Here is a 25647-nt window from a genome sequence, read left to right as displayed (position 1 = left end):
TGAGCGCCCGGGCGGCTGACGTTGCGGAGAGCGGAGCGCGGGGCTCCGGCTAGCAGATCAACAAAGATCGCATCGTTTTGAGCGACCACGACGCCAGCGATTGCTTCCAATCCAGTCGGCATTCGCTTCGTCGGTCGCAGCCGCTCGACAAGATCGGCGAGTTCGGTGGCCGGATCGGCAAGTTCGACGGACTTGTCCAGGACGCCGCCCTCTTCCTTCCTTCCATGCTCTTCCCAGACGCAAAATCCGGGAAGCAAAGAGCCTCGAAAAACCTATCAAGTCTTTGATTTGAATGGTCGGGGCAGCTGGATTCGAACCAACGACCTGCAGTACCCAAAACTGCCGCGCTACCAGGCTGCGCTATACCCCGACATTTCCGAGAAGCCCCGTGGATACACGCTTCAGCCAGCGCCAGCAAGGCGCCGGTGCGGGACCTCCGGCTGGGACATCGGCACGGTTTCCCGCCCAGAAACCGTTGAGAACAGAGAACTAGTGGCCGCCGAACAAGGGGTGGCCGACCCGGTCGCCGGGCTGGATGCCGTATTTCTGCGCGGTGCCGGCAATCACCTCGAGGACGCCCCTGGCGAGCCCCCGCGACGGAATGATCTTGGTCGACATCGGCTCGGTGTTCTCGGCGATCCGCAGGATGCGCCCGTCGGCGCGGATGAAGATCATGTCGAGCGAGATGTAGGTGTTCTTCATCCACATCGACACTTCCTGCTCCGGCGTGAAGTCGAACAGCATGCCTTTGCCGTCCGCGAGTTCCTTCCGGTACATCAGTCCGGTCTCCTTCTCCTGCTCGGTGGTCGCCATTTCGACGGAGAAGACGTGCACGCCTGACTTGGTGACGATCTCGAGCGGCTGGACGCTGGCAGCCAGCGCGGCCGGGGCCAGCAGCGCGCCGAACATCATGATGAGGGAGGCCAACAGCCATGGGCGAAGCCGCCCAACCATGCGATCGAAATTCATCGACAAATACTCACACCGGGGTAGATTTTCCGGCGGACCCTAACCCGATGATTGCGGCAAATGCCAGAGCCCTGGCGGCTCGCCGCCGGCTCACGTTTCCGTCAGGGAGTCCAGCTCGGGGCTCAGTGCGACGACAGCGCCGACGGACCGGTCTCCGGGTGGATCTCGGCGGCCATCATACCCTTGGAGCCGGGCCCGAACCGCACCAGCACGTACTGGCCCGGGCGCAGTTCGGTCATGCCGAAGCGGCGCAGCGTCTCCATATGCACGAAGATGTCGGGCGTGCCCTCCCCGCAAGTCACGAAGCCAAAGCCGCGCAGCCGGTTGAACCACTTGACCTGCGCACGCTCGAGCCCGCTGGTCGCCGTCACGGTGACATGGGTTCGCGGCGGCAGCATCTGCGCCGGATGGATCGCGGTCGACTCGTCCATCGAGACGATGCGGAAGGCCTGGTAACCCTTCGCGCGCTGCACGCACTCGACGACGAGCCGCGCGCCCTCATAGGCGGTCTGATGGCCGTCGCGCCGCAGCACCGTCACGTGCAGCAGGATGTCGGGCCAGCCATTGTCGGGGACGATGAAGCCGTAGCCTTTCGAGGCGTCGAACCATTTGATGACGCCGGAGACTTCGACGAGGTTGGCCGCGGCGTCGCCGAGACCGGAGAAGGCATCGATCGCCGGATCGCGCGGCGCGCTGCCGTACTCGCCTTGTGCAATCCTGCTTTGCCCAACTCCGCCTATCGGCGGTCCGCCGAGCTTCTTGGACTCAAATCCGTCCGACCCCATGACCCCGGACCCCACACATCAAATGCAGAGCGCCGACGTTGCGGCGCACCCTGTACACGCTGCTCTCCATGACCAACTCACTTGGACAAATCATCTGGACGCTGCGCGAATCTCTCAACCAAAAGATAACACTCCCGCTTGCCGGGCATAGCTAAAAAACGATTCTTGCGGGAACTATGAACAGGCTTGCAACAGCCGCGAATCAATCGGACGTCAATTGCCTACGAAAGGACCAAGCGTGTCGCCGATGTCATGCCGGATCACCAGGTCGGCGATGGCGTCCTGATCGGTCGGCTCGTTGTTGATGATCACGAGCCGCGCGCCGCTCTCCTTCGCCATCATCGGAAAGCCTGCGGCGGGCCACACCACCAGCGATGAGCCGATCGCCAGGAACAGGTCGCACTGCCTTGCGAGTTCCGCCGCGCGATGCATCGCATCCTCGGGCATCGACTGCCCGAACGAGATCGTCGCGGTCTTCACGGGATCACCGCACGCCGCGCAGTCCGGCGCACCACCGGTCTTGTCGAAGTGCAGCTTCACCCACGCGAGGTCGTAGTCCTTGCCGCAACCGATGCAGCGGGCGTAGGTGGTGTTGCCGTGCAGCTCGATGACGTCATCGGCCTTGAAGCCCGACGCCTGATGCAGATTGTCGATGTTTTGCGTGATGATGCCGGGAACCTTGCCTGCCCGGTAGAGTGACGCGAGCGCACGATGCCCGCGCCCCGGCTTGGCCGCCGCAAATGTCGGTTCCATCGCGAAGCGCCGGCGCCATGACTCGTCGCGCGCCTCCTGACTGCCCACGAACTCGTCGAACGGGATCGGCCGGTTGCGCGTCCACAGCCCGCCAGGCGAGCGGAAGTCGGGAATGCCGCACTCGGTGGAGATGCCCGCCCCGGTGAAGGGCACGATCGATGATGCCTCGGCAATCATGTTGCCGAGCCGCTCGACGCCGCTGCGCAGATCTTTTGCAATCACTGGGAATGATCCGGTTGGCCGGCCACGACTATAGCATGGTCGGCGCGATTGCGAGCTCAACCATCACGCGAGCGAGCGGCGGTGGGGCCGCCGTGATCGGGTTGCGTTGGCGACCTGCTCCGCCGGCGCGTCAGCCTCGTCGCTCTTCCGCTGCCTTGGCTTCATCACAATCCTGCAAAGTCTGCTCCGCATTGACGCCCAATTCACTGATGCCAATGCGCGGCGGGGATAGGACCATGACGAAGAGGATGGGCAATGGCCGATCAGAAAGACAGTGCGGCGCGCGAGCGCGAAGAGATCGTCGCACGCGTTGCCAGCTTCCGCGCGACGCAGCAGAAGTTCGAGCGCGATCGCCAGGAATATTACGACAATACGCTCGGCAATGTCTGGAGTGGATTGCAGCGCAAGAGCGCTTGATGTCGCGCCGACCGCGTGCGCTCACCGGACGATCACACCGCGAGCCACAGGCAACCCGAACGCACATCCGCGCGATCACACCATGACGCGCAATTGAGAAAGCCCGGAGCGGTGTGCTCCGGGCTGATCTCCGTTACCAATAATGGCGATAGTAGTGGTGCCGATAGTACGGACCGCGATAATAGGCGTAGCCGGGATCGCCGTAGTAGCCGTAGCGCGGGCCATCATAGTAGCCGGGCCCATAGTAGTGTGGGCCGTACGCATACGCGCCGGCCGCACCCGCGGCGAGTGCGCCGGCGGCCAGACCGAACGCCAGGCCAGGGCCGATACCGCGCGCTTGCGCCGGCGCGCTCACCATCGTTGCGCCCACCGTCGCTACCGTCGCCAAAACTGCCAATGTCCTCTTCATGGACAACCTCCTCACGTGGTGATGTGCACCAACGCGGGCGCAAAAGGATGGTTGCAGCAAAACGCCCCTTCGGGTTCCGCAGCCATGCGATAGCGCAAAGCTACCATCGGTTAGCGCCGGAACAAAAACACAACCTCAATGATTAGCTTTTCCGTAAGCGAGGTTGGCATCGATGCCGGCGTGGATGGAACTGCTGCTGAATGTGATGGGCTTTGCCGGCTTTATCGGCATCGCGATGTATCACAAGCATCCGAACGGGAAGCTGCCGGACTGAGCGCCGTGGCGCGGCTCCGCTTGCCGATTCCAGTTTGATTTCCGCTCTAGTTTGATTTCCGCGCCTCTCCCGCCGTGCGAACCAGCCGGTCCGCCTTCACGAGCGCCTTGCCGCTCTCCGGCTGCGGCCGAAGCCAGAAGCTGATCGCGACAAAGGCGGAACAGAGCAGCAAGCCCACCACCATCACGCGCCGGTGGGTCGGTCTGTCAGCGCTATGGAACGATGGCATCATGGCTGTCACCTGCAACAATCACAGGTGGTGACAACGCGATGCTGCCCTTAACCTAACCAGGTAGGGTTAGCGGTGGCCCGGTAAGGCGGCGTTGGAAGGCCTCAGGCCGACATCCACAACGATATCCCGCGCTTGTCCGCAGCAAATCCACAGCCGCGCCAGCTCGATTTGCCAAACAGAATGCATAGCTTGCTGCGCACTCGTCCACAGCCTTGCCGCAATCAGGCGTCGGCCAGCCTTTTCAGGGTTGCCTGGAAGCTCAGGCTGCGGGTTCCAACCAGCACGGTTCCGAACACTTCGGCCTGGTCACCGCTGAAGGTGCCGGAAAATCCGCTCGTCACCTCCTGGCCGGCGAACAGCGGCCGGGTGAACGGATCGGAAAACGGGGAATGCTGGCTGGTCCTGAGATGCCCCTTCCACGTGCCCTCGCCGGCCGTGTAGGCCCCGATCGACCAGAAATGCGGCCCGCCGCCGATCAGCAGACCATCGCGCAGGATCAGGACGCCGCTGTCGCGGCCACGCACGCCGTCCATCATATGGATATGGATCGAATAGAGCCCGTTCCTCATCGATCGCGCCGTCCGGTCCCAAAGGCCCGCAGTATGGCGCCAAGCAGGGCGGCAGGCGAGCGGGGCCAATACCGCCCGGCCGCCGATTCGAACCGAAAGCGCCGATACAGGCGCTTACAAATCGTTAAGAAAGCCCTGACAGGGTTCGACAGCCGGAGGGAGAGAGCCATGCTCGTTTACCCCGTACCTGTCGAAGTGACGCACGCCAGAGTGCAACTCGTCGTCGATCAAACGGCGAAGGAGCAGCCGCGCATCATCAGCGAGGATGTGCTCGACGTCTTCGCCGCCAAGAACAAGGCCGACCGCGATGCCGTCGAGACCATTCTCGACATCAAGGTGTGAGATCACAACCGGCCAACGACGTTTGCATCGCACACGTGGCGGCGCGCGCCGGCGCATGTCGCGCGCGATCCGGGGACCCACCGCCAGGCCGGCCCTGAAGGCCGCCGCAAATCCCCCCTCGCCGGGCTTTTCCTTTGAACCTTTTACGCAGCGCCAAGACAAAACTGCGCTGGGGATTTCAGGGCCCAGCGTCTGGCGCAGCGCTGTGGGACGAGGATATTCCGTCTACGCGGCGCTGTTGCATTTTATAAATTCAACCTTAAGTTTGGTCTCCAGCAGTTGACGGCTCACGCCCTGAGAGATCCCCAGTCCGTCAACTGGGAAAGCCCCGCATCCAGCCTGCGGGGCTTTCTATTTTGGGGATGCTGGAACCTGCCGCCGCAAGCACCGTTAGATGGCTGGTTGCCGGCACGATCTCCCCAAGGCCCGCCGGCATCAGACCTCGCGAGCCACTCGCGGGGTTTTGCTTTTTAGAGGAGGTCCAACCTCGCGCGTCCTTGATTGGCAGTGATGGGCATTCGATGAGATAGAGCGCCGTGCCTCCAAGGCTCGACCACGAAAGCCCCGTTCCAGAATTCTCCTAGGCGGGCTTTCCCGTATCGCGCGCTGCATGAGCGTGTCGCAGGTCGCTCAATGCGAAGGCTCGCGAAAGCTTGAGAACGCAGCCGCCCGGAGCGGTCGCAAAAGTCGTGCAGGCCCCTGCCCCGCGCCGCGTTTTGCTGCTATTTCTTGGCGCGTCTCGCCCGAGCCAAAACAAGATCTCTGAATTCCCAGGAGGACAAGAAAATGCGCTATCTGCACACCATGCTGCGCGTCCGCAATCTCGATGTCGCGATGAAATTCTATCAGGACGCGCTGGGGCTGAAGGAAGTGCGCCGCATCGACAATGACAAGGGCCGCTTCACGCTGGTGTTTCTCTGCGCGGAGGAAGATCTCCATCTGCTCAAGTCGCTGCCGCAAAGCCGCGGCGCGCCGCTGGTCGAATTGACCTACAATTGGGACGAGGAGAAATACGGCGAGGATCGCCATTTCGGCCATCTCGCCTACGAGGTCGACGACATCTACGCGACCTGCGAGAAGCTGATGAAGATGGGCGTCACCATCAACCGTCCGCCGCGCGACGGCAACATGGCGTTCGTGCGTTCGCCCGACCTGCACTCGATCGAGATCCTGCAGAAGGGCGATCCGAAGGCGCCGGCCGAACCATGGGCCTCGATGCCGAACACCGGGCACTGGTAAACGCAGCGCCCGCGCGCACGTTCCTAATCCGCGTTTCTCCATCGGCGAAGCGCGGAGCGATCGCGAGGAACATGACGCAGCAGTTGACGTTGCCTCCTCACACGAATGCGAGGAGGCGAGGAGATGGGAAAAGGACTTTTGCTTTGGCTGTTGGGTGTGCCGATCCCGGTGATCATCGTGCTGTGGTTGCTGTTCGGTCACTGACTGCGATTTGACTGCTATCGACGAGGCTCTGCTGCATCGCGGCGGAGTCTCTTTTTTTGCGCTCGGTACAATTCACCCCGCGCTTTTCCCTGACGGTTCGGCTAAGAACGCGCGCAAAGCGCAACAGCGGAAAGAAAACGCGTGATGGACAGCAAGCCGCAACTGACGATCTGGGGCCGGGCCAATTCGGTCAATGTGCAAAAGGTGCTCTGGTGTCTGGCCGAGCTCGACCTGCCCTATCAGCGCATCGATGCCGGCATGCAGTTCGGCAAGAACGATCAGCCGGACTATCTCGCGATGAATCCGAATGGCCGCGTCCCGACGCTGGTCGACGGCGACTATGTGCTGTGGGAATCCAATTCGGTGATGCGCTATCTCTGCCTGGCCTACGGCCTGAGCTCGCCGGTCTATCCGCAGGCGCCGAAGGCGCGCGCGGCCGTTGACCGCTGGCTCGACTGGACGCTGTCGACGCTGCAACCGGTCGAGCGCCCGCTGTTCTGGGGACTGGTGCGCACGGCGCCGGAGAAGCGCGACATGGTTCAGATCCAGAAGGACGCCGATGCCGCGGGCGTCGCGTGGCGCGTCGTCGAGGCGCAGCTTGCGAGCCGCCGCTACGTCGAGGGCGATCAGTTCACGATCGCCGACATCGCGCTCGGCGCCTTTGCGCGGCGCTGGTTCGGTGTCGAGGGCGTCACGAAGCCGAAGCTGCCCCATCTCGAACGCTGGTTCGGCGAGATCGCGCAGCGGCCGGCCTTCGTGCGCATCGTCGCGCCGCCGATGTCGTGAGCGGCAAGCCGCTCAGCGTCCGCTGGACACCCCCGCACCGACACTAATGGCGCCACCTAACCTCACGCAGGTGTCGGAGCCCTCGACCTTGACGAAGCCCGGTCCGTACGACGCGCAGAAATTGCTCCGCGTCGCGGATTTCGACGGCAGGGTTCTGCCGGCATCGGGCGGCGTCTGGAAATTGCGGCGGTCGCCGGCTTGCGCGAACGCAGCGGCGGGAAGCAGGACGGCGATGACGGCGAAGCAGGTCTTGCGCATCCGGCCTTTTATCGCGCGCGGCCGGATCAGGCTAGCGCACGAATCTGACGCCGAACGTCTTGCCCTCGCGCCAGACCACTTCGCAGGCGCGCCCGGTGCGGGCGTCGCGCGAAAACGCCAGCCGCAGCTTGGCCGGCAGCGTGTTTTTGTCCTGCACGGTGATTTTTGCGCCCGACGAGGACATGTCCTCGACCACGCACGGCCGCGCGGCGAATCCGCCGTCGAGCGTGATCCAGCCGGATTGACGCAGCGATTTGCGCGTTTCGCGCTTCTTGGACCCTAGAGCCATCACATGATCCCCAGGCCCAGCCGTATCGCCGCTGGCTTTACAAAAGGTTGCGAAAGCCCGGCGGATTGCAGTGATTTGTGCCGTTGTTCACAGTGCGCCGAACCGCACGGCAAGCCGTTCGCCTGCGCGATAATTCGTTGAGTCTGCTGGATTTCCGGTTTGGCGCCGATGGCGCTCCCTAGCGGAATCGAACCGCTCTCTCCACCGTGAAAGGGTGGCGTCCTAACCGATAGACGAAGGGAGCAAAACTCCCGGCAAATCAATACGTTAGACGTTGGATATGCCGTACTGGCCGCTACCGGCGAACGGCCGCGACGGGCGAACGTATAGTGGCGATTGGCCGGACGGGCAAGCGCTCAGAACGCTTTTCCCGGACTGCCGCCCAGGCCTCCTGCGGGCGATTACCTGCACGACAATCCGGCCTCGATCGAAGTCCAGAAGCCGCAATGCGACGGCGCATGCGCATGGGCCCGCGAACCGCCCCCATGAATCAGGATGGCGGCAGCAAGCGCGACGACGGCGGCGGGAACAATGAGTTTTCGGAACGACATGGGCCTGCGCATCGAACGACATCGTAGCCTAACTAAGGCCTGCAGGCCGGATCGATGTCTGGCGACAGCGCGCTAGTGATTGGTCACGCTCGCGACGTCCTGACGATTGGTCGGCTGCGCCGCGGCCGCCGCCACCGGCGTCTGCTTGATGCAGATGCTGCAGATCACGAGCTTGCGCGCCAGCCGGTTGTCGGCATCCTCTTCCGACAGTTGCGTCTCTGCCGCCACCGGTGACGCATTCCGCGCATGGCGTCGCGGCTGCGGCTGATTGGGATCCTGCCCAGCGCCATCCCAGGCCAACGGACCTGTTCCCGGCGAGGGAGCCGTCATGCTGTATTGCTGCGAGTATTGCGCGCAGGCGCCGAGCGCGATCGGAAGAAACAGCACGACGGCCTTGCGAGCCCAGTTCCTGAATGCAGACATGATCACACTCACACGCTATTCGTACCGCGACATCAGTTCTGCAAACTAAGAGCAGAACCGCTAAGAAATCGTTCACCCTGATTGTTCCGTCGCATCCAACCGCGACCGCATCAAGACGGGATTGAGGCACCAAGACGCTAATCCGGAGTAGTCCAACCATGCCAGGCATCAACGGTCGCTTCGACGGCAAGCGCGTGCTCGCCGATCTCAATGCGCTGCGCGCGATCGGCGCCTACAAGACCGGTGTGCACAAGCCGACATTCTCGGAGCCGCATCTGCGCTCGCTGGACTGGCTTGCAACGCGCCTGCCCGATGCCGACCTCACCGCGACGATCGACGGCATCGGCAACGTGTTCGGCACCAGTGCGAAGGCGGGACCGAAGCTGCTCGCGGGCTCGCATCTCGAAAGCCAGAACCATGCGGGCTGGCTCGATGGGCCGCTCGGCGTGATCTATGCGCTGGAGGCCGCACGCGTCATCAACGGCGATCCCGGCGTCAACGGCGCAGTCGAGGTCGCCGCATGGTGCGACGAGGAAGGACATTTCGGCAGCTTCCTCGGCAGCCGGTCGTTTGCCGGCGCCGTGACGGAAGCCGACATCGATGCGGCGCGCGACCGCTCCAGCGATCGCACCATGCGACAGGCGTTGCGCGATGCGGGCTTCGCCGGCCGCCCGCGCGTCACCGCCGAATCTGGCCGCCACATCGGCTATCTCGAAGCCCATATCGAGCAAGGCGACACGCTGGAAGCCAGCCGGCTGAAGATCGGCGTCGTCACTTCCATCGTCGGCATCTGGCAATATCGCATCACGTTCACCGGCGAGCAGAACCATGCCGGCACCACGCGGATGGCGGTGCGCAGGGACGCCGGCCTGGCGCTGGCGCGGTTCTGCGTCGCGATCGACGACAGCTTCCCTGCCCTGTGCGGACCGCGCACGGTGTGGACCACCGGCCGCATCACGCTCGACCCGGGCGCGCCGAGCATCATTCCAGGCCACGCCGAGATGCTGTTCCAGATCCGCGACGACAATCCCGAGGTGATCGCACGGCTCGAGGCGCATCTGCATCGCCTGGCGGAAGACGCCACCGCGCAGGGTCGCTGCGGCGTGAAGGTCGAGCGGATCCGCACCGGCGTGCCCGCGATGATGACGCCTGCGTTCCAGGATGCGATCGAGGCCGCGAGCGCGGCTTTCGCCGGCGGCAAGTCAATCCGGATGCCGAGCGGCGCCGGCCATGACGCCCAGGTCCTCGCCACCATCATGCCGGCGGCGATGCTGTTCGTGCCGTCGATCGGCGGCATCAGCCATCACTGGAGCGAGAACACCGACGACGCCGATATCGTCACGGGCGCCGAGGTGTTCGTCGAAACCTGCCGGCGCCTGCTGACGCAATGATCGGTTCGGCTGGCTCAAGCCCGAGCCACCACAAATAGGAACATCGCATCTGCGCACGGGTTGGGATCGCGAAATCAACCTTTGCTATGGAGAAAGTCGATGCCGGAGAAAGACCTCAGCGCCCTGTTCCTCGACACCTTGAAGGACATCTACTACGCCGAGAAGCAGATCTATAAGGCGCTGCCAAAGATGGCCAAGGCAGCGTCATCGGATAAGTTGCGCGCAGCCTTCGAGAAGCATCACGAGGAGACCGAAGGCCAGATCGACCGGCTCGAGAAGATCTTCGAGCTGTTGGGAAAACCGGCGCGCGGCAAGAAATGCGACGCGATCGAGGGGATCATCGACGAGGGCAAGGAGATCATGGACGAATACGCCGACACGCCGGCGCTCGATCCTGGCCTGCTTGCCGCGGCGCAGGCGGTCGAGCATTACGAAATCTCCCGCTATGGCACGCTCAAGGCATGGGCCAGCAAGCTGAGCATGAACGAGGCGGTCAAGCTTCTCGATCAGACCCTGGCTGAGGAGAAGAAAACCGACGACGCGCTGACCAAACTGGCCGTTGCAGCCATCAACGCTGAAGCAGCCTGAGCTGTGCCTCGGCCCGCGCGGGGGTTGTTCCCATTGCAGGAACAAATTGCCGCGCGGGCCGTTGGTCATCGTCATCGCCCCGCACGCGGCATCTATCGGTGACGAGAACGCCATCACGCGCTCCCGCCCTCCCCAACAAGACGGAGCAGCGTTCCATGCAGCGTCGCCGGTTCAAGCAGACTAATACTCTCGAAATTCGCCTTGGTGATCAGGCTGAGCGTCTTCGGAAGGAAGCACAAGGCACCTACCCAGGCGTTGAGCGCGAACGGTTGATCCGAAGAGCTCGCCAGGCGGAAACCGCGGCACAGATGGCGGATTGGTTACGGCCTTCCGGGACTCCGGCTCAGAAATAGCTGTTCGCAGAAACGGCGGAGGCCCCGACCTTCAGCCTTGGCTGTGAGCCGACGAACCAATTCGTCAACGTCCTGCGACGCTCCCGCCGTTCGGACTTGCCCAATAGCGTGAACACTGTTTTCGATCCAGAAGTGGATCTTGTTCTCGCGCACCTGCACGGCCCCGCAAATCCAGCGGGGTTCATCACTGACTGGTCCGTTCCAAAAAATCCTGTTTCGTCGCACCGGTCGCACGGGTCAGGCGCGCCGTCCGAACGGAACAACTGCCCAGACCCGCTCGTGTACATAGTACCAGGCGATCTTGGTGACGATCTCGAGCCCGGCGATCGAGCCGGCGAGCGAGACCTCGCCGGTCATGAACCAGCTGATGGCGAAAGTATCGAGCGTCCCCAATGTCCGCCAGCTGATGGCCTTGAGGATCGATCGCGTGTGACTCTCTGCTGCGCGTAAATGCACCCGGTAACGTCTCCCGTCTGATCGAACACTTCTACCATGCCGTTTACCGGCGCGCTTGCGCCCGCCGCGCAATCCTCCAGGATCCGAATGTGCCAGCCGCCGGATACAGCCAAACGTGAATTCCCAAGCGCGTGTTCGCGACCGCCGGCGACCTTGCAAAGCGCTGGGTTTGCGGCCATTTTCGCCGTTCACGAGAACAGATTGACCCCATGTTGTTGCTTGAGTCGCTTCCGACTGTGATTGGCGCCGCCGCCATCGCGCCCGCGCTGCTGGTGCTGTGGCTGGTGATTGCCGCCGACGAGCGCCCTGGACCGCCGGTGCAGGTGTGGCTCGCCTTCGTGCTCGGCGCGGCCAGCATCTCGCTGCTCGGCCTGGCGCGCATTCCCTTCAACGCGCTGCTTGCCATTCCCGACAATCCCTGGGCGACCCAGGCGGTCCGCGCGGCGTTCGGCGTCGCGGCGCCGGAGGAGATCGTCAAGGTTCTCGTCATCGTCGCCATCTCGACGCGCCGCCGTGCCTTCGCCGATCCGATGGATACGGTGGTCTATGGTGCGGCCGCGGGCCTCGGATTTGCGGCCTACGAGAACCTCGCCTATCTCGTCCAGCACAAGGACATGTGGCGGGCGCTCGCGGCGTTGCGCAGCGTGCTCACGGTGCCGTTTCACGGTGCGCTCGGCATCATCGCCGGCGCCTACCTTGCGATCGCGCGCTCCGGCGGCGCGCTCGGCGCCTACCGGGGCCACCGCGACTGGGCGCGCATCACCAACTGGGCGCTGGTGCTGGTCGCGCCGGTCGCGCTGCACTCGGCGTTCGATTTTCCGCTGCTCGCGCTCCAGCGCATTCCCGACCTTAGTTCGACCGCGCGGCTCCTGCTCGGTTCGGCCAGCGTGCTGATCGGCTTCTCCTCGATCGGTTTTGCAATCCGCCTGGTGCGCCGCCTCGGCAGGCATCATGCCCCGCGCACTGATGTCGCGCGCGAGCGGCTGAGCCAGCTGCGGCGGATGTGGGCGCTGCTGCTGGTCGGCGGCGGCACCGGCTTTGCCGGGGTCTCCTTCCTGCTCACCTCGCTGCACCACTGGTACGTCAATCCCGAGCGCAATGCCTCGTTCATCCTGGTCCCGATCGGCTTCACCTCGATCCTGATCGGCCTGGCGCTGCTGATCGCGACCACCACGGTCTATTTCCTCGGCCGCAACCGGATGCGGACCGCCGCGGAGGGCTTTCCGTCCGCGCCGGGCCAGGGCTAGGATTACGCCGCACGCTCGCAGACCCCGTGCTCGCAGACTTTACCGTTGCCGACTTTTCGGTTGCAGATTTGGAGAGCCGCGATGACCCTGTCCAACAATCTCGACAGACTGCGATCGGAGATGCAGGCCGCGGTCAAGCAACACTGGAAGGCATTCCTGTTCGAAGGCATCCTGCTCGTGATCCTCGGCATCGCGGCGATGATCGTGCCGACATTCGCGAGCCTCGCCGTCACCATCTTCCTCGGCTGGATGTTCCTGATCTCAGGCATCGGCGGACTGATCGTGACCTTCTGGGCGCGCAACATGCCGGGCTTCTGGTGGTCGCTGATCTCGGCCGCGCTCGCCGTGCTGGCCGGCATGGTGCTGCTGGCGCGTCCGATGCAGGGTGTGCTGACGCTGACCATCGTGATCGGCGCCTATTTCGTCGCCGAGGGCGTCGCCACCATCATGTATGCGCTGGAGCACCGCCGCGAATTGTCGGGACGCTGGTCCTGGCTCCTGATCGCCGGCCTGATGGATGTCGTCGTCGCCTTCTTCATCATCGCGGGCCTGCCGGAGTCGGCGGGCTGGGCGATCGGCCTCCTGGTCGGCCTCAATCTGATGTTCGGCGGGGCGACCCTGATAGGTATGGCGTTGGCCGCGCGCAACACCTGACGGCGAACCGGCTCGCCTGCGGATTTGGGGGGTGACAGGCCGATATCCGTCGGGTATAGAGCCCGCCATGATCACCGTCGCCACCAGCTATTTTTGGTACTTTAGCTACGACAGCTCGCTGGCGGCAGGAGGATCGCGCTCAATCTGAAGAATTGCAGCAAACGTCCAAAACAAGCCGCCAGACCTGGCGGCTTTTTTCGTGCCGGCAGGTCCTGAACTCCAAAGGAGCCAGCCGTGTTGAGTACGACAGACGATCTTCGCATCAAGGAATTGAAAGAGCTGAGTACGCCCGAAGAGGTGATGCGGGAAGTTCCGCGCACCCTGACGGCGACGCGGGTCGTGATGGGCGCCCGCAACGCCATCCACGCGATCCTCAACGGCACCGATGACCGCTTGCTGGTCGTCGTCGGCCCCTGCTCCATCCACGATCCCGCGGCGGCCGTCGATTACGCCGAGCGTCTCGCCAGCCTGCGCGAACAGCTCGCCGACCGCCTCGAGATCGTGATGCGGGTCTATTTCGAGAAGCCGCGTACCACCGTCGGCTGGAAGGGCCTGATCAACGATCCCGATCTCGACGGCAGCTTCGACATCAACAAGGGCCTGCGCCTTGCACGCAACGTGCTGTCGGCCGTGAACAATCTCGGCCTGCCCGCCGGCACCGAATTCCTCGACATGACGACGCCGCAATACATCGCCGATCTGGTTTCGTGGGCCGCAATCGGCGCGCGCACCACCGAGAGCCAGATCCATCGCGAGCTGGCGTCCGGCCTGTCGTGCCCGGTCGGCTTCAAGAACAGCACCGACGGTGGCGTGCGGATCGCGGCGGACGCGGTGAAATCGGCGTCGCACCCGCATCATTTCATGGCGGTCACGAAGGGCGGCCGTTCGGCCATCGCCGCGACCAGGGGCAACGAGGACTGCCACGTCATCCTGCGCGGCGGCCGGGTGCCGAACTACGATGCCGGAAGCGTCGATGCGGCCGCCGCCGAGCTCGGCCACGCCGGCGTCGCGCCACGACTGATGATCGACACCAGCCACGCCAACAGCAGCAAGAAGCCGGAGAACCAGCCACTGGTTGCGGCCGACATCGCACGGCAGGTCGCAAGCGGCGAACAGCGCATCATCGGCGTGATGATCGAGAGCAACCTTGTCGCGGGACGCCAGGACGTCGTGCCGGGCAAGCCGCTGGCCTATGGCCAGAGCATCACGGACGGCTGCATCGATCTCGCGACGACGGCTGACGTGCTGAAGCAGTTGGCCGATGCTGTCGACGCGAGGCGCAGCGTGCGGCGTGATGGCCTGCAGGAGCGTTCGGCCTGAGACGGTCGAACGGATTGAGCGTTGCCGGCGGGGCGGATATCGCGCTCCGCCGGTCTCTTCCGTAGCCTAGCAGCCGCGGCAGATGCTCTTGATCTTCTTGTCGAGCGCAGCGTCTTCCTTGTTCGCGGTATTGTTCGGATCGCTGATATTCTTTTCGTTGGGAACGTCGCCGCGGCGTGGCTGACGATGTCCGACCGGCGCCTCCGGCGGCGGCGCGTTCTTCTGCATGGAGGACGATCCGCCCTGTTGCTGCGCCCATGCCTGGGACGTTCCAACCTGGGGCGCTCCAACCATCATCAGAGCCATCAACAAAACAGTCTTCCGCATCTCGCGTCTCCGCTTCTCAACCCTATTGCGCCCGTTCCGGCACCTCGACGGTAGCACAGTTGCGTCGCCCCTGCGCTGCGCAATCCTGAACCTTCCGTATATCGGCCATCGTGCCAAGGAGCCAGATTCCCGCGGCGACCAGCACCACAAAGCAGCCGAACATCACAGCATTTTCGACGCCGCGGCGGCCCTCGTCCTCGGGCGGCTCCTGCCGTCCGTCCCCGGCCCCGCTCATCGCAGGCTCAGGGTTGCGGCGGGTAAAGATGAACGTCACCGCAATAATCGACGATACGGTACCGCCGCTCCACCGGATCCTCACCTTCGCGGGAAGCCGGCTGCGACAAATAGGTCGGGCCGATCGGCGCCTTGCCATAGCCCCCGGGGATGTCGAGCACATAATCCGGCTGGCACAGTCCGGAGACGCGCCCGCGCAACGCCCGCATCAATTCCTGCCCGGCTTCGATGGTGGTGCGCAAATGCGCGGTGCCGGGTGCAAGGTCGCCGTGGTGCAGATAATAGGGCTTGATCCGGCACTCGACGAAGGCGCGCATCAGCGCCGCGAGCGTCGCAGCATCGTCATTGACGCCGCGCAGCAGGACGGTCTGGCTGACCAACGGAATGCCGGCGTCGGCAAGGCGCGCGCACGCGGCGCGGGCATTGGCGCCCAGCTCGCGCGGATGGTTGGCGTGGATGGCGATCCAGGTCGTCGCCCCCTCGGCCCGGAGCGCCGCGATCATGTCGGGATTGATGCGCCCGGGATCGGCGATCGGTACACGGCTGTGAAGGCGGATGATCTTCACATGATCGATGCCGGCAAGATCGGCCATGATCTCGGACAGCCGGCGCGACGACAGCATCAAGGGATCGCCGCCGGTCAGGATGACTTCCCAGACTTCTTGATGGGTACGGATGTACTCCAGTCCCGCGCGGTAGGCATCGTCGGACAAGGCCGAGGCCTTGCCCGGCCCGACCATTTCACGCCGGAAACAGAACCGGCAATAGACCGCGCAGACATGGACGAGCTTGAACAACACCCGGTCCGGATAGCGATGCACGATCCCGGCGACCGGTGAATGCACATCGTCGCCGATCGGATCGGCGTTCTCGCCCGGCTGCTCGACGAGCTCGTCAGCGCTCGGGATGAACTGCCGCGCGATCGGATCGGTGGAATCGGCCGGATCGATCAGCGCCGCGAGCTCCGGCGTCACCGCGACCGCGTAGCGCGCAGCCACCTGTTCGAGCTCGGCAAGAGCTGCGACCGGCACGAGGCCGGCATCGGCCAGCTCGCGCGGCTGGCGCAGCGTTGCCGCCAGTTTCGGATCGATCCTGTTCATGGCTCTCCTGCAGGCGGCGTCCAGACCACCTGGTCAATTCGTGGTGCGCCGCTCGCCAGCATCACCAGCCGGTCGAAGCCGAGCGCGACGCCGCTCGCCTCGGGCATCTGGCCGACGGCGGCAAGGAAATCGTCGTCGAGCGGATAGCGCTCGCCGTAACGGCGGGCCTTCTCGTCCATCGCCGCGGTGAAACGATGGCGCTGCTCGGCTGCGTCGGTCAACTCGCCAAAGCCGTTGGCGAGCTCGACCCCGCAGGCATAGACCTCGAAACGCTCGGCGACGCGTGGCTCACCCGCCTTGGTGCGCGCCAGCGCGGCCTCCGGCGATGGGTATTCGAACAGCACCGTCAGGCGGCCCTGTCCGAGGTTGGGCTCGACATGCTCGACCAGCACCTTGCTGAAGATGTCCGACCAGGTGTCGTCGTCCGCGATCCGCACCCGCTCTCGCGCGGCTGCCGCCAGCGCCTCGCGATTGCCCTCGCCGCCCGAGATCGTCGCGAGCAGGTCGATGCCGGCGAAGCGCTCGAAACCGGCGGCAACCGTCAGCAATTCCGGCTCGGCAAACGGATCGGCCATCCTGCCGCGGAATGAAAACCGGCCGATCCCGGTCGCCTGCGCCGCATGGGCGATCACGACGATCGTGTCGGCCATGATGGCGTCGTAACCGGCATTGGCACGGTACCATTCCAGCATGGTGAATTCGGGCAAATGCAGGTCGCCGCGCTCGCGATCGCGGAACACCCGCGCGAACTCGTAGATCTTGGGCTCGCCGGCCGCGAGCAGCTTCTTGCAGGCGAACTCGGGCGAGGTGCGCAGATAGCGCGGCGCAGGCGAGCCATCGGGTCGCCTGAGCTCGGTACGGGGGGCGTGCAGATGAGTCTCATTGCCGGGCGAGATCTGCAGGATGGCGGTCTCGACCTCGGCAAAACCCTGCTCCTCGAACCAGGCCCGGAGCGCCCGCGTGATCGCGGTCCGTGCCTGCAGGAAGGGCCTGCGGTCGGCGTAGCGTGACGGCGTCCACCAGGGCGAGGGCTGGTCATGGGCGGTCATCGGCCGGCCGATCCAACGGCTACGAATTCAACATCAACAAGCCACCGCCCCGATTTAAGAGCCGGGCGCAAATCCTTGATTCCATACAAATACATCGTCGACACGGTCTTGGTCGCCGCGGAACGCGGCGAAGCGTGTCCCTTCTTGTCGAAAGATGCCGGCATTGTCCATGCGTCGCCACGGCTGAACCTGAACGCCGGCTCGCGCGTCCCATCGCCAGTTCCGCGGACACAGGATGTCGCCATGGCCGGCTGGTTGCGAACTGCTGGATTGCTTCTATTGCTCGGCTTTGCCGTGGCGACGCCGGCGCGGGCCGACAGCCCTGACAGCTAGTTCAAGCGGGTCGCGGACGCCAGCTTCACCTCCCCGGATCGAACGGTCCGCCTCGAGCAATATGCGAAGGACATGGGCGATGAAGGTCTTCTCTTCCAGTTCTGGACCTTCGACCAGGCCCGCAAGCATGGCGCGCTGCTGAACCAGGGCGAAGGCACCAACGTAGCCGGTTATCAGGCCGGCTTCCGCTTCAGCCCGGACAGCCGCTGGCTGGTACGGATGCAGAAGCTCGGCGCCGGATATCACACCCTCTACCTCTACAAGCGGACCGGCGATCGGTTCGTGCCGGCCACCGAAAGGCCGCTTGGCGAGGCCGCGTGGGACTTCTTCTACACCCAGCCGGCAGCCGATGGCGTACGCCGCGACCCGAACGACCCCTATGCGCTCGATCACATGCAGGTCGGGCTGATCAGGGGCCTGGAGGACAATTACGCCGCGATGGGTCAGCATTGGCCGAACAGCCGATATCTGGTGATCGGCCTGTCCTTCGATATCCAGGGCGAAGATACGCCCTTCCCCTGGGTTGAGGACTGGCGCTGCGTTTACGACCTGAAGACGGGCACATTCTCGGTTCCCCCAAGCCTTGCCGAACATAACGAGAAGGCTCGAAAAATCCCCGGCAAGGACCCTCGTTAGCGGCCCCCGAGGGCTGTTGCCAGCGGTTGGCAAACTGCCGAATTCGGCCGCAAAAGACTGGCATCTCAGGGACAAATCAGTATGTTGCAGCCCGAAATCGCCGCCACGGCCGAGGGGCTGCCGGTCCGGTTTGCGCCCCAGCTTCTCAAATTCAGGAAAACACCTTTGAAAGTCATCGCCAGTTCCATCCGCAAGGGCAACATCATCGAGCAGGATGGCAAGCTCTATGTGGTCCTCTCCGCCGAAAACATTCATCCCGGCAAGGGCACCCCCGTCAGCCAGATCGAAATGCGCCGCATCGGCGACGGCGTGAAGGTGTCGGAGCGCTACAAGACCACCGACCAGGTCGAGAAGGCCACCGTCGAGGATCACAACTACAACTACCTCTACGAGGACGCCGACGGCTTCCATTTCATGAACAACGACAACTACGACCAGGTCCAGGTCTCCAAGGAGATCGTCGGTTCGTCCGCGCCGTATTTGCAGGAGAACATGACCGTGAAGCTGTCGATGCACGACGGCAATCCGGTCGCGATCCAGCTGCCCCAGCGCGTGACGCTGGAAGTGGTGGAGACCGAGCCCGTCACCAAGGGCCAGACCGCCTCGTCGTCGTACAAGCCGGCGATGCTGTCCAACGGCATCCGCACCGGCGTGCCGCCGCACGTTTCCACCGGCACGCGCATCGTCGTGATGACCGAGGACGGCTCCTACGTCGAACGCGCCAAGGACTGAGCAAGGATTGAGCAAGGATTGAGCGGCGAAGTGCGGTGACAGTCGTAATGAACCTTCATCGCACATCAGGCTGTTGTTTAACCTCAAACTTTCCGGAAAACTGCTACACACTTTTCTGGAACTTGCTCTAATCTCTCGCGATCAGACATGAACCGGGGAGTACAGTGAACAGGAAGGTCGTCAGCTTCGTCAGTTGCTGGCTGGCAGCCCTGCTCTTGCCTCCTCCCGGCGCTCATGCCGACGAATTCCGGACGCCTTCGATCTCGGCCATGCGGGTCGAATGGCGCTCGGTGCTCGACCAGCTCCGGCAAGAGATCACGACCCGCCCGGCTATCGCCTCCAGCTTCACATTCGCCGGACAGCGCCGCGTTCCCGCTACCGATCCACGCGCGACGCCCGCGCTGGTGCAGCTGAACGCGGTGACATCGCCGCTCTTCCCCGGTATTGCGCGCAGCCCGATCCCGGTGCTGCTGCCTTTCGACCCCGCTAGCTATCTCGACGCACGACAGAACGGCGCACCGGACAGCCTGCCGGTCGCACGCTACCAGGCCGACTTCCGCGCGGCCGATGTGTTCCATGCCGGCGCGTCCGGCTATGACGCGGTGTTCTCGCTCGACCCGGGCGCCGGCGACGGTATGCCGCCGCGGACCTTTGCAAAGCCGGTCGAAGTGCAGATCTCGGGCTCGATCCTGGTCTACGACCTCGCCGACCGGCTCGGCGGCAAGGGCGAACCGGTCAAGACGCTGGCCGCGCAGTTTCCGGACCTGCGCCGCTTCATCCGCGAAGGCTATGTGCGCTACGCCTTCACCCGCTTCGGGATTCCCTATGTCGTCTCGATCCAGTGCCTCGACAGCGCGCCACGGCCGAAGCGGCTGGCCTGCCGCGAGGCCTATCCGGTGGCCGAACGCTTCCTGAAGGCGTTGCGCATCGCCGGCGGGCAACCGTCGCGGCCGCGCAGCGACATCGCCTCCGACATTGCAGAGCGGCCGATCGCGCAATCGGCTGACTTCACCTACCGCCCGAGCGGCGACATCGTCGCGGGAAGCAGCGGCCGCAGGCAGCAGGGCGGCCATGCCGACTTCACCGTCTATTCGCAGATCCGCTTTCCGCTCGACAAAGCGCCGGCCTTCGCGCACTCGCAATCCTTCGCCAGGCGCAAGGCTGGCGCGACCGTCGACGAGTATCCCTGGCAGGACAATTTCTGCGAGGCGCGCAGCTTCGAGGTCGGCCAATGCGCCAGCGGCTACGGTCATCAGGGCCAGGATATCAGGCCCGGCGCGTGTCCGGCCGACAGCAAGGACCGTTGCGACCCCAGGCAGCAGGCCGTCGTCGCGGTGCGCGACAGTATCGTGATCCGCTCGGCGCAGCAGCAGGCCGCGACATTGCAGGTCAACACAAGCACCGAGCATGTCCGTTTCCGCTACATGCACATGAACCCGTCTGTGATGGATGCCGACGGCCTGCTCAATGGACGCCGCCTCAGCGAGGGTGAGAAGATCGGCGTGGTCTCGAACTATCTCGACCATCCCAACGGCACGTCACGGCATCTGCATTTCGACGTGCAGGTGTTCACGCGCGACGGCTGGCTCTGGGTCAATCCCTACACCACGCTGGTGTCGGCCTATGAGCGGCTGATCCGCGGCCGCGGCCGCGAGATCGGACCGGAGCCCGGACCTGCGGCGGCGGTGGCCCATGCGCTGCCCGACGATGTCTTGCATCGCATCGACACCCAGGAAGGCGGCGGCAATTAGCGCGTGGTCGAGCGAAGCCTGTCCCCGCACTTGATGCGGGATGGACACCGGTTCCGGGCGCACCACCAAAATATCCAAAACAACCCCATGCAAAGTAGCCCGCGGCTGCCGCCATAGACACGACGCCTTGACATGTCGGGCAACTCAGCGGCATTATTCCATTATTCCGAAATCGCGCAAACGCCGTTTGCCTTGGGGGCCATGGCCATCGGCTCCGTCGCAACAGTTTCCAGAACGTCCGTTCCGGTGGGTCACATCGGCTTGCAGAACGGCGGCGGCGCGATCATGGACATGGGCCCTAAATATTATCCCACGCCCCTCTCCGGCGGCGACCGCAAAGCGCCGACGAAGGAACTCGCGCGTGCCAGAGCGGTCACGACGATCCTCGCACCGCATTCGACCGAGAGGCGCGCTGCCATGCCATCAACGCCGGCTACACGCGGCTGGAGATCAAGTGCTCGCGCCGCAAGACACCGCGCACGAAAGAGGCGCGTGCTAAAGTTCACCGACACCGGCCGAGACCTGGTCGCGTGAAATGAAAAGGGGCCGTGTCGCGAGACGGCCCCTCAACCGAAACCTGAAAATTGCTTCGGGATGAAATCTTGCCCCGGTCGTCAGGACAATTAGCGCCAAATGCGGCCAAGATGGATTTCGTGGAATCCCGGTGACGAGATGTCGCCCAAAGAAACGGCCCCAGCACCTCTCGGGGCGGGCCGCTCACATGCTGTCGCATTTTTTTTGCGAAGACCTCTTGACACTTTCCGAGCCCGATTTAATTCGTGACACGTCGGTCCGCGTGGCCGACCACCTGGACGCCGGTCGGGTCCAGGATTGACGGGCACCGGTCGTGTCCGGTGCTTCTCATACCCATCTTGCTCTTTGGAGGATTTGGCTATGCGCACGTACGATTTCTCTCCCCTCTTCCGGTCGACGATCGGGTTCGACCGTCTCTTCGATCTGGCCGAGACCGCTCAGCGGGCCACCGAAGACAACTACCCGCCCTACAACATCGAACGACTTGCCGAAGATCGCTACCAGATAGCACTCGCGGTCGCAGGCTTCTCACCGGACGAGATCTCGGTTACGGCCGAGCAGAACGTCCTGACGATCGAGGGCAACAAGGTCGAAAAAGCAGACCGCGACTATCTCTATCAAGGTATCTCGACCCGTCGATTCAGGCGGCAATTCAGTTTGGCGGACCATGTCCTGGTGAAGAACGCCGCGTTCGACAATGGTCTGCTCAAGATCGAGCTGGCACGCGAAATTCCGGAAGCCATGAAGCCGCGGCGGATCGCGATCAACGCAACGCAGCCGAACCGGCCGCAACAGCTCGAATCAGCTGCAGCGTGACACACGAGCAGCCGCGTTCGGAACGCCGGGCGCGGCCTCAACATTCAATTCTCGTCTTAGAACGGAGGCAAACATGCGGCCGACGACCGCTGAAGTCATTTGTTTGAGATCCGACCGCAGTAAGGCGCGGTTCAATCATCCCCGGGATGTCTTGGCAGATCTCTCCCTGACCACGGAAGAAAAACGCGCGCTCCTGGCGTCGTGGGCGTCTGACGCTGCCGCGGTGCCGTGTCGTCCGGACTTACGCGCGCCAACAGAGCTGCGATCACCGGCAACGATCGACGCAATTCTCGACGCGCTATGTCGTCTCGATAGCGATCCTCATCATCCGCCGGGCGGCAAGCCCCACCGTCTTCGCTCAACGGTACGTCCGCTGGCGGCGTAGGAGGGTGATATGAAGGACATCAATCTTCCGAAACACATCGTAGACAGAATCGAGGCCCGCTGGTGCGCCAGGCAGGAAAAGCGCGAGATCGTCGACCGCCGGCTCGAACAGCTTCGGGCGCATCGCAACAACATCCGGCGGTATCGACGGTTACTCAGCACCAAGCTGAGCGACCTTGAGCGCCAGTTCATCGAACGACGTCTTTCCGAGGAATCCTCGGCGATGGAGGCTCTGGCGGCCGACATGCCGCCTCTTTTACATGAACGGCCATCGCTGAGCGTCGGTAGATCGGAAGGCGCCTCGCCATGAGCACGACGCAGTTTCTGATACGCGGAAGCGAGAAGGTAATCCGTCACTATCAGTTCTTGCTCGACACTGCCAAATCGGATCAGGAGCGGGAGAAGTTCGCAAGAAGGATCGACGAAGAGAAGCGCAACCTGGAACGGCTGTTTGCTGATCTCACTCAGGCGGCCCAGGCCGCCTGATCGGGTTGCCCGTGGACAACGTGTGGATGGCGAGGCTCAATGATGAGAACGCCAATTTCGGCAAGAGATCTCGAGTTGATTGCGCTGCGCGAAATACGCAGTTGTCCCGGCGGGGAGCACGTATGCCACGTGGAAGTCGTTTCAGCGAATGCGGATTGGAGCCTTCATGCATCGGTGCGGGACGGTGGAGATCTCAACAGGATCCAGCACGCGACGAGCGTCACGACGACCCGCCTGAAGAATCGGTATCAACTGCGAAGTGATTGGTGAGTAACGCCACATTATGGAGCGAGACGTCGGCAAACGTGGGGACCGATCCGGCCATAAAGCCGATCAGGACGAACGTCGCACCCGCGAGCACGTGCTGGAGGGCGGTCCGCATGGTGAGCGTTCGCCTATTTCTTCCAGGGTGCATCGCCGCGTGCCGCAGCGTCCGCAAAGATGCCCTGCTCGTAGTCGATGAAGGCGCGCACCATTGCGCGATAGGCGGCTTCCGCGACCTTGGGCGAGAGCCCGTCTGCTTCCGCAAGCGCCATCGCCTTCTTCACGACAGCCTCGGCGCGCTCCGGCGCCTCGACCTGCGCGGGGTTGGCCTTGAAGCGGGCGGCTTCATGGACGTAGCGGCCGCGCTCGGCCATCAGGCGCACGATCTCGCGGTCGAGCCGGTCGATATTGCTGCGCACCTCGCCAAGCGTCTTGCAGCAGGCGCCGTTGTCGACGGTGGGACTGCCCCACAACGCCGGCGCGTTGGTCGCAGGCTCCTCGGCCCACGCCACCGCAGGGATCAGAAGCGTCAACAGAACCACCGGCAATCGCATCGAACGCCTCCCAGAAAGCCGAGCACGACGGGCGATTGTTAAGCCGATTTTGCGCGCCGATGGAAGCTGTGATGGCGATGGAGCGACCGCGAATTCCATCGCGAAGCGCATCGATGCGATCAGCCGATCTCCATTCCGGCCAACATCTCACCGACCTGCTTCTGGGCGTCCGGGGGCAACGGCAGGATCGGACGCGGAGGCTCGGCCGCACAGATCCCTCTGAGATTGGCGATCGCGTAGGCGACCCGCAGGCTGGAGAATGTCTTGAACAGCTGCCAGACCGGTTGCAGCCGCGCGTCGAGCTGCCGCGCCCTGGCGGCATCGCCACTTGCCACGGCACGGACGATGTCGACGCAGACCTTGGGGAAAACTCCTGCGAGAACGCTGTACCAGGTCTCGCCACCCGCCAGCAGCGCTTCGGTGCAATTCCAGTCGGCACTGTACCCCAACGAGAAGCCGCTCGGCACGACGGCGCGCAATTCAGCGATATGGCCCGACAGCGCGGAAGCGTCCAGCGCGGGACTCTTCACCGCCAGGATTCCCGCAACATGACTCAAGCGGCCGACCAGAGCCGGCGTGAATCGAAAATGCGTCGTGCCCGGATTGTCGTAGATGCAGATCGGCAATCCGCTTTCACGCGCCACCGTTTGAAAGTGCTCGAACACCTCATCATCGGTCAGCGGCGTATAGGAAACCGGCGCCAGCAGGCCTGCCGCCGCGCCGGCATCGCGCGCATCCTGCGCCAGTTTCACCGCATCATCGGTGCGCAGCGCGCCGACGCCGACCAGGATCGGCGTCTTGCCACCTGCCAGGGCGGCCGCCACCTGCACGGCACGCCGCCGCTCATCGCGGTTGAAATACGGATATGAGCCGGTGCTTCCGAGTAGACCGATCGAATCCACCTTCGCCGCGATCAGGGGCTCCAGCAATGCGCGAAGCGCTCCCGCATCGACCTGCCCATCTCTGTTCGAGGGCGTGATCGGAAAGGCGGAAAGCCCCTTGAGATTGACCATCGGTTGCTCCTGTTCGTTGACCGCCGCGCGCGCGGCGCGATCGCATTGCGGTCGTCACCGCCGCGCCATCAATCACCGCGCCCAGTTCCGCCCGCAAGGTCCAGTTTGCCGCGGACTTCGCAGCAAACTGGTCCAGTGCGCGACGGCGCGTGCGATCTGCGGAACTGGGCCGGCGTCGACTAGAATTGCCGGCGGCTATTCCAGCATCGTGGTCAGCTGCGCGCCTTCGTCCGCGACGAACACCGCGATCAGTTCCGCCGGCTCCGTGGTGCTCGCATTGGCCGAGACCATGTGGGTCGAGCCCGGCGGCTCGAAGAAGGACTGGCCGACCTTGAAGGTCTCGACCGGGCCGCCGCCGAGCTGGGAACGGATCTCGCCCTTGGTGATGTAGGCCGTCACCGAGCCGGAATGGCGGTGCGGCGGCGTGAAGCCGCCGGGACCATAGAACACGCGTACGACGGTGACGCGCTTGCCCGCCACGTTCGGCAACGCATGCGAGGTGATGACCTCGACCTTGTCGAGCGGCGACGCCGCATTGGCACTCGCGCAGAGTGGCGCAATCACCGCGGAGATCGCGTCCATCGGGGTCGGCAGCGCCTTGCCGATCACGAAGGCCGAAGCCAGTCCCGCGATCACGGCCAGCAAGACCGGCCGCGGCGGCCGCGCGCATGAAACAGATGGTGTCATCGCCATCGAACTCATC

At 63.9% G+C, this 25647-nt stretch carries 32 protein-coding genes, 2 tRNA genes and 1 pseudogene; 16 read left to right on the top strand and 19 right to left on the bottom strand.

Going from position 1 to position 25647, the window contains the following annotated elements:
* Positions 1-293 precede the first annotated feature (293 nt).
* The 4 genes from AAFG13_RS03700 to AAFG13_RS03685 all read right to left on the bottom strand — a co-directional run bounded on the left by AAFG13_RS03700 (position 294) and on the right by AAFG13_RS03685 (position 2729).
* Positions 294-370: transfer RNA gene (locus AAFG13_RS03700), tRNA-Pro, on the bottom strand.
* Positions 371-489: 119 nt separating this feature from the next.
* Positions 490-969 carry a DUF192 domain-containing protein gene (locus AAFG13_RS03695; RefSeq protein ID WP_342711157.1) on the bottom strand — a complete coding sequence of 160 codons (480 nt, stop codon included), beginning with the start codon at positions 967-969 and terminating at the stop codon, positions 490-492.
* A 122-nt stretch (positions 970-1091) separates the two neighbouring features.
* Positions 1092-1754 carry a cold-shock protein gene (locus AAFG13_RS03690; RefSeq protein ID WP_092113928.1) on the bottom strand — a complete coding sequence of 221 codons (663 nt, stop codon included), beginning with the start codon at positions 1752-1754 and terminating at the stop codon, positions 1092-1094.
* A gap of 213 nt (positions 1755-1967) precedes the next feature.
* Positions 1968-2729, bottom strand: a complete 762-nt coding sequence (locus AAFG13_RS03685; protein WP_342711156.1) for a Sir2 family NAD-dependent protein deacetylase — start codon at positions 2727-2729, stop codon at positions 1968-1970.
* A 255-nt stretch (positions 2730-2984) separates the two neighbouring features.
* Between AAFG13_RS03685 and AAFG13_RS03680 the strand changes: the two genes are divergently transcribed.
* On the top strand, positions 2985-3146 hold the full coding sequence (locus tag AAFG13_RS03680; protein ID WP_171947559.1) for a hypothetical protein: 162 nt from the start codon (positions 2985-2987) through the stop codon (positions 3144-3146).
* Between the two features lie 133 nt (positions 3147-3279).
* On the opposite strand, the gene AAFG13_RS03675 is transcribed toward AAFG13_RS03680, so the two are convergent.
* From AAFG13_RS03675 to AAFG13_RS03665, 3 genes are all read right to left on the bottom strand, one after another.
* Positions 3280-3555, bottom strand: a complete 276-nt coding sequence (locus AAFG13_RS03675) for a hypothetical protein (protein WP_212317334.1) — start codon at positions 3553-3555, stop codon at positions 3280-3282.
* Positions 3556-3875: 320 nt separating this feature from the next.
* Positions 3876-4061 carry a hypothetical protein gene (locus tag AAFG13_RS03670; protein WP_342711155.1) on the bottom strand — a complete coding sequence of 62 codons (186 nt, stop codon included), beginning with the start codon at positions 4059-4061 and terminating at the stop codon, positions 3876-3878.
* A 221-nt stretch (positions 4062-4282) separates the two neighbouring features.
* Positions 4283-4630 (bottom strand): GrlR family regulatory protein, encoded by a 348-nt coding sequence (locus tag AAFG13_RS03665; protein WP_342711154.1) that lies wholly within the window; start codon positions 4628-4630, stop codon positions 4283-4285.
* Between the two features lie 168 nt (positions 4631-4798).
* On the opposite strand from AAFG13_RS03665, the gene AAFG13_RS03660 reads away from it, so the two are divergent.
* The 3 genes from AAFG13_RS03660 to AAFG13_RS03650 all read left to right on the top strand — a co-directional run bounded on the left by AAFG13_RS03660 (position 4799) and on the right by AAFG13_RS03650 (position 7201).
* On the top strand, positions 4799-4972 hold the full coding sequence (locus AAFG13_RS03660) for a hypothetical protein (RefSeq protein ID WP_212317338.1): 174 nt from the start codon (positions 4799-4801) through the stop codon (positions 4970-4972).
* A 786-nt stretch (positions 4973-5758) separates the two neighbouring features.
* A complete protein-coding gene (locus AAFG13_RS03655; RefSeq protein WP_097672220.1) occupies positions 5759-6211 on the top strand; it encodes a VOC family protein in 453 nt (150 codons plus the stop codon).
* Between the two features lie 348 nt (positions 6212-6559).
* Complete coding sequence (locus AAFG13_RS03650) at positions 6560-7201, top strand: glutathione S-transferase family protein (RefSeq protein WP_342711153.1); 642 nt, start codon at positions 6560-6562, stop codon at positions 7199-7201.
* A gap of 12 nt (positions 7202-7213) precedes the next feature.
* On the opposite strand, the gene AAFG13_RS03645 is transcribed toward AAFG13_RS03650, so the two are convergent.
* From AAFG13_RS03645 to AAFG13_RS03630, 4 genes are all read right to left on the bottom strand, one after another.
* Positions 7214-7459 (bottom strand): hypothetical protein, encoded by a 246-nt coding sequence (locus AAFG13_RS03645; RefSeq protein WP_342711152.1) that lies wholly within the window; start codon positions 7457-7459, stop codon positions 7214-7216.
* Between the two features lie 31 nt (positions 7460-7490).
* The gene (locus AAFG13_RS03640; RefSeq protein WP_342711151.1) at positions 7491-7748 is read right to left on the bottom strand and encodes a PilZ domain-containing protein; all 258 of its coding nucleotides are present in this window, start codon (positions 7746-7748) and stop codon (positions 7491-7493) included.
* A gap of 169 nt (positions 7749-7917) precedes the next feature.
* Positions 7918-7992: transfer RNA gene (locus tag AAFG13_RS03635), tRNA-Glu, on the bottom strand.
* A gap of 379 nt (positions 7993-8371) precedes the next feature.
* Positions 8372-8722 carry a hypothetical protein gene (locus AAFG13_RS03630; protein ID WP_342711150.1) on the bottom strand — a complete coding sequence of 117 codons (351 nt, stop codon included), beginning with the start codon at positions 8720-8722 and terminating at the stop codon, positions 8372-8374.
* A gap of 158 nt (positions 8723-8880) precedes the next feature.
* On the opposite strand from AAFG13_RS03630, the gene AAFG13_RS03625 reads away from it, so the two are divergent.
* Positions 8881-10113, top strand: coding sequence for a Zn-dependent hydrolase (locus AAFG13_RS03625; RefSeq protein WP_342711149.1), 1233 nt, complete (start codon positions 8881-8883; stop codon positions 10111-10113).
* A gap of 99 nt (positions 10114-10212) precedes the next feature.
* Positions 10213-10701, top strand: a complete 489-nt coding sequence (locus AAFG13_RS03620; protein ID WP_342711148.1) for a ferritin-like domain-containing protein — start codon at positions 10213-10215, stop codon at positions 10699-10701.
* Positions 10702-11291: 590 nt separating this feature from the next.
* Here AAFG13_RS03620 and AAFG13_RS03615 read toward each other — a convergent pair.
* Positions 11292-11510, bottom strand: a complete 219-nt coding sequence (locus AAFG13_RS03615) for a DUF2061 domain-containing protein (RefSeq protein WP_212317348.1) — start codon at positions 11508-11510, stop codon at positions 11292-11294.
* A gap of 209 nt (positions 11511-11719) precedes the next feature.
* On the opposite strand from AAFG13_RS03615, the gene AAFG13_RS03610 reads away from it, so the two are divergent.
* From AAFG13_RS03610 to AAFG13_RS03600, 3 genes are all read left to right on the top strand, one after another.
* On the top strand, positions 11720-12757 hold the full coding sequence (locus AAFG13_RS03610; RefSeq protein ID WP_212317349.1) for a PrsW family glutamic-type intramembrane protease: 1038 nt from the start codon (positions 11720-11722) through the stop codon (positions 12755-12757).
* Between the two features lie 81 nt (positions 12758-12838).
* Positions 12839-13411: an HdeD family acid-resistance protein gene (locus tag AAFG13_RS03605; protein ID WP_212317350.1), complete on the top strand. Its 573-nt coding sequence runs from the start codon at positions 12839-12841 to the stop codon at positions 13409-13411.
* 234 nt (positions 13412-13645) lie between these two features.
* Positions 13646-14731, top strand: coding sequence for a 3-deoxy-7-phosphoheptulonate synthase (locus AAFG13_RS03600; protein ID WP_212317351.1), 1086 nt, complete (start codon positions 13646-13648; stop codon positions 14729-14731).
* Positions 14732-14797: 66 nt separating this feature from the next.
* On the opposite strand, the gene AAFG13_RS03595 is transcribed toward AAFG13_RS03600, so the two are convergent.
* From AAFG13_RS03595 to epmA, 4 genes are read right to left on the bottom strand one after another with little or no spacing between them, the layout of a single operon-like run.
* On the bottom strand, positions 14798-15058 hold the full coding sequence (locus tag AAFG13_RS03595; RefSeq protein WP_212317352.1) for a hypothetical protein: 261 nt from the start codon (positions 15056-15058) through the stop codon (positions 14798-14800).
* A gap of 22 nt (positions 15059-15080) precedes the next feature.
* Positions 15081-15332 carry a hypothetical protein gene (locus tag AAFG13_RS03590; protein WP_342711147.1) on the bottom strand — a complete coding sequence of 84 codons (252 nt, stop codon included), beginning with the start codon at positions 15330-15332 and terminating at the stop codon, positions 15081-15083.
* Positions 15301-16392 (bottom strand): lysine-2,3-aminomutase-like protein, encoded by a 1092-nt coding sequence (locus AAFG13_RS03585; RefSeq protein WP_342711146.1) that lies wholly within the window; start codon positions 16390-16392, stop codon positions 15301-15303. The genes AAFG13_RS03590 and AAFG13_RS03585 overlap by 32 nt, the downstream gene beginning before the upstream one ends.
* A complete protein-coding gene (epmA, locus tag AAFG13_RS03580; RefSeq protein WP_342711145.1) occupies positions 16389-17441 on the bottom strand; it encodes an EF-P lysine aminoacylase EpmA in 1053 nt (350 codons plus the stop codon). The genes AAFG13_RS03585 and epmA overlap by 4 nt, the downstream gene beginning before the upstream one ends.
* A 405-nt stretch (positions 17442-17846) precedes the next feature.
* Here epmA and AAFG13_RS03575 point away from each other — a divergent pair, with 405 nt between their 5' ends.
* The 7 genes and pseudogenes from AAFG13_RS03575 to AAFG13_RS03545 all read left to right on the top strand — a co-directional run bounded on the left by AAFG13_RS03575 (position 17847) and on the right by AAFG13_RS03545 (position 23113).
* The gene (locus AAFG13_RS03575) at positions 17847-18410 is read left to right on the top strand and encodes a hypothetical protein (protein WP_342711144.1); all 564 of its coding nucleotides are present in this window, start codon (positions 17847-17849) and stop codon (positions 18408-18410) included.
* A gap of 165 nt (positions 18411-18575) precedes the next feature.
* Positions 18576-19142 carry an elongation factor P gene (gene efp, locus AAFG13_RS03570; RefSeq protein WP_092125602.1) on the top strand — a complete coding sequence of 189 codons (567 nt, stop codon included), beginning with the start codon at positions 18576-18578 and terminating at the stop codon, positions 19140-19142.
* A gap of 164 nt (positions 19143-19306) precedes the next feature.
* Positions 19307-20893, top strand: coding sequence for a M23 family peptidase (locus tag AAFG13_RS03565; protein ID WP_342711143.1), 1587 nt, complete (start codon positions 19307-19309; stop codon positions 20891-20893).
* 291 nt (positions 20894-21184) lie between these two features.
* Positions 21185-21369 (top strand): annotated as a pseudogene (locus AAFG13_RS03560) (hypothetical protein); the annotation flags it as partial.
* 418 nt (positions 21370-21787) lie between these two features.
* Positions 21788-22243, top strand: a complete 456-nt coding sequence (locus AAFG13_RS03555) for an Hsp20 family protein (RefSeq protein WP_212318020.1) — start codon at positions 21788-21790, stop codon at positions 22241-22243.
* A 472-nt stretch (positions 22244-22715) separates the two neighbouring features.
* Positions 22716-22937 carry a hypothetical protein gene (locus AAFG13_RS03550; RefSeq protein ID WP_342713541.1) on the top strand — a complete coding sequence of 74 codons (222 nt, stop codon included), beginning with the start codon at positions 22716-22718 and terminating at the stop codon, positions 22935-22937.
* Positions 22934-23113: a hypothetical protein gene (locus tag AAFG13_RS03545; RefSeq protein ID WP_342711142.1), complete on the top strand. Its 180-nt coding sequence runs from the start codon at positions 22934-22936 to the stop codon at positions 23111-23113. Before AAFG13_RS03550 ends, AAFG13_RS03545 begins: the two co-directional genes overlap by 4 nt.
* A 395-nt stretch (positions 23114-23508) precedes the next feature.
* On the opposite strand, the gene AAFG13_RS03540 is transcribed toward AAFG13_RS03545, so the two are convergent.
* From AAFG13_RS03540 to AAFG13_RS03530, 3 genes are all read right to left on the bottom strand, one after another.
* Positions 23509-23931 (bottom strand): chorismate mutase, encoded by a 423-nt coding sequence (locus tag AAFG13_RS03540; protein WP_229164927.1) that lies wholly within the window; start codon positions 23929-23931, stop codon positions 23509-23511.
* 119 nt (positions 23932-24050) lie between these two features.
* Positions 24051-24944 carry a dihydrodipicolinate synthase family protein gene (locus AAFG13_RS03535; RefSeq protein ID WP_342711141.1) on the bottom strand — a complete coding sequence of 298 codons (894 nt, stop codon included), beginning with the start codon at positions 24942-24944 and terminating at the stop codon, positions 24051-24053.
* Between the two features lie 195 nt (positions 24945-25139).
* A complete protein-coding gene (locus tag AAFG13_RS03530) occupies positions 25140-25646 on the bottom strand; it encodes a cupin domain-containing protein (RefSeq protein WP_342711140.1) in 507 nt (168 codons plus the stop codon).
* Position 25647 lies beyond the last annotated feature (1 nt).

The sequence above is a fragment of the Bradyrhizobium sp. B124 genome, assembly GCF_038967635.1.
GTDB lineage: Bacteria > Pseudomonadota > Alphaproteobacteria > Rhizobiales > Xanthobacteraceae > Bradyrhizobium.
This window is presented reverse-complemented; position numbering and strand designations above follow the sequence as displayed.

Coding starts and splice junctions, on each gene's coding strand:
- AAFG13_RS03555 (WP_212318020.1), top strand. CDS start 21,788: ATGCGCACGTACGATTTCTCTCCCCTCTTCCGGTCGACGATCGGGTTC.
- epmA (WP_342711145.1), bottom strand. CDS start 17,441: ATGACCGCCCATGACCAGCCCTCGCCCTGGTGGACGCCGTCACGCTAC.
- AAFG13_RS03665 (WP_342711154.1), bottom strand. CDS start 4,630: ATGAGGAACGGGCTCTATTCGATCCATATCCATATGATGGACGGCGTG.
- AAFG13_RS03655 (WP_097672220.1), top strand. CDS start 5,759: ATGCGCTATCTGCACACCATGCTGCGCGTCCGCAATCTCGATGTCGCG.
- AAFG13_RS03540 (WP_229164927.1), bottom strand. CDS start 23,931: ATGCGATTGCCGGTGGTTCTGTTGACGCTTCTGATCCCTGCGGTGGCG.
- AAFG13_RS03630 (WP_342711150.1), bottom strand. CDS start 8,722: ATGTCTGCATTCAGGAACTGGGCTCGCAAGGCCGTCGTGCTGTTTCTT.
- AAFG13_RS03545 (WP_342711142.1), top strand. CDS start 22,934: ATGAGCACGACGCAGTTTCTGATACGCGGAAGCGAGAAGGTAATCCGT.
- AAFG13_RS03670 (WP_342711155.1), bottom strand. CDS start 4,061: ATGATGCCATCGTTCCATAGCGCTGACAGACCGACCCACCGGCGCGTG.
- AAFG13_RS03695 (WP_342711157.1), bottom strand. CDS start 969: ATGAATTTCGATCGCATGGTTGGGCGGCTTCGCCCATGGCTGTTGGCC.
- AAFG13_RS03620 (WP_342711148.1), top strand. CDS start 10,213: ATGCCGGAGAAAGACCTCAGCGCCCTGTTCCTCGACACCTTGAAGGAC.
- AAFG13_RS03595 (WP_212317352.1), bottom strand. CDS start 15,058: ATGCGGAAGACTGTTTTGTTGATGGCTCTGATGATGGTTGGAGCGCCC.
- AAFG13_RS03625 (WP_342711149.1), top strand. CDS start 8,881: ATGCCAGGCATCAACGGTCGCTTCGACGGCAAGCGCGTGCTCGCCGAT.
- AAFG13_RS03650 (WP_342711153.1), top strand. CDS start 6,560: ATGGACAGCAAGCCGCAACTGACGATCTGGGGCCGGGCCAATTCGGTC.
- AAFG13_RS03535 (WP_342711141.1), bottom strand. CDS start 24,944: ATGGTCAATCTCAAGGGGCTTTCCGCCTTTCCGATCACGCCCTCGAAC.
- AAFG13_RS03530 (WP_342711140.1), bottom strand. CDS start 25,646: ATGAGTTCGATGGCGATGACACCATCTGTTTCATGCGCGCGGCCGCCG.
- AAFG13_RS03605 (WP_212317350.1), top strand. CDS start 12,839: ATGACCCTGTCCAACAATCTCGACAGACTGCGATCGGAGATGCAGGCC.
- AAFG13_RS03645 (WP_342711152.1), bottom strand. CDS start 7,459: ATGCGCAAGACCTGCTTCGCCGTCATCGCCGTCCTGCTTCCCGCCGCT.
- AAFG13_RS03610 (WP_212317349.1), top strand. CDS start 11,720: ATGTTGTTGCTTGAGTCGCTTCCGACTGTGATTGGCGCCGCCGCCATC.
- AAFG13_RS03675 (WP_212317334.1), bottom strand. CDS start 3,555: ATGAAGAGGACATTGGCAGTTTTGGCGACGGTAGCGACGGTGGGCGCA.
- AAFG13_RS03660 (WP_212317338.1), top strand. CDS start 4,799: ATGCTCGTTTACCCCGTACCTGTCGAAGTGACGCACGCCAGAGTGCAA.
- AAFG13_RS03690 (WP_092113928.1), bottom strand. CDS start 1,754: ATGGGGTCGGACGGATTTGAGTCCAAGAAGCTCGGCGGACCGCCGATA.
- AAFG13_RS03585 (WP_342711146.1), bottom strand. CDS start 16,392: ATGAACAGGATCGATCCGAAACTGGCGGCAACGCTGCGCCAGCCGCGC.
- AAFG13_RS03680 (WP_171947559.1), top strand. CDS start 2,985: ATGGCCGATCAGAAAGACAGTGCGGCGCGCGAGCGCGAAGAGATCGTC.
- AAFG13_RS03640 (WP_342711151.1), bottom strand. CDS start 7,748: ATGGCTCTAGGGTCCAAGAAGCGCGAAACGCGCAAATCGCTGCGTCAA.
- AAFG13_RS03575 (WP_342711144.1), top strand. CDS start 17,847: ATGGGCGATGAAGGTCTTCTCTTCCAGTTCTGGACCTTCGACCAGGCC.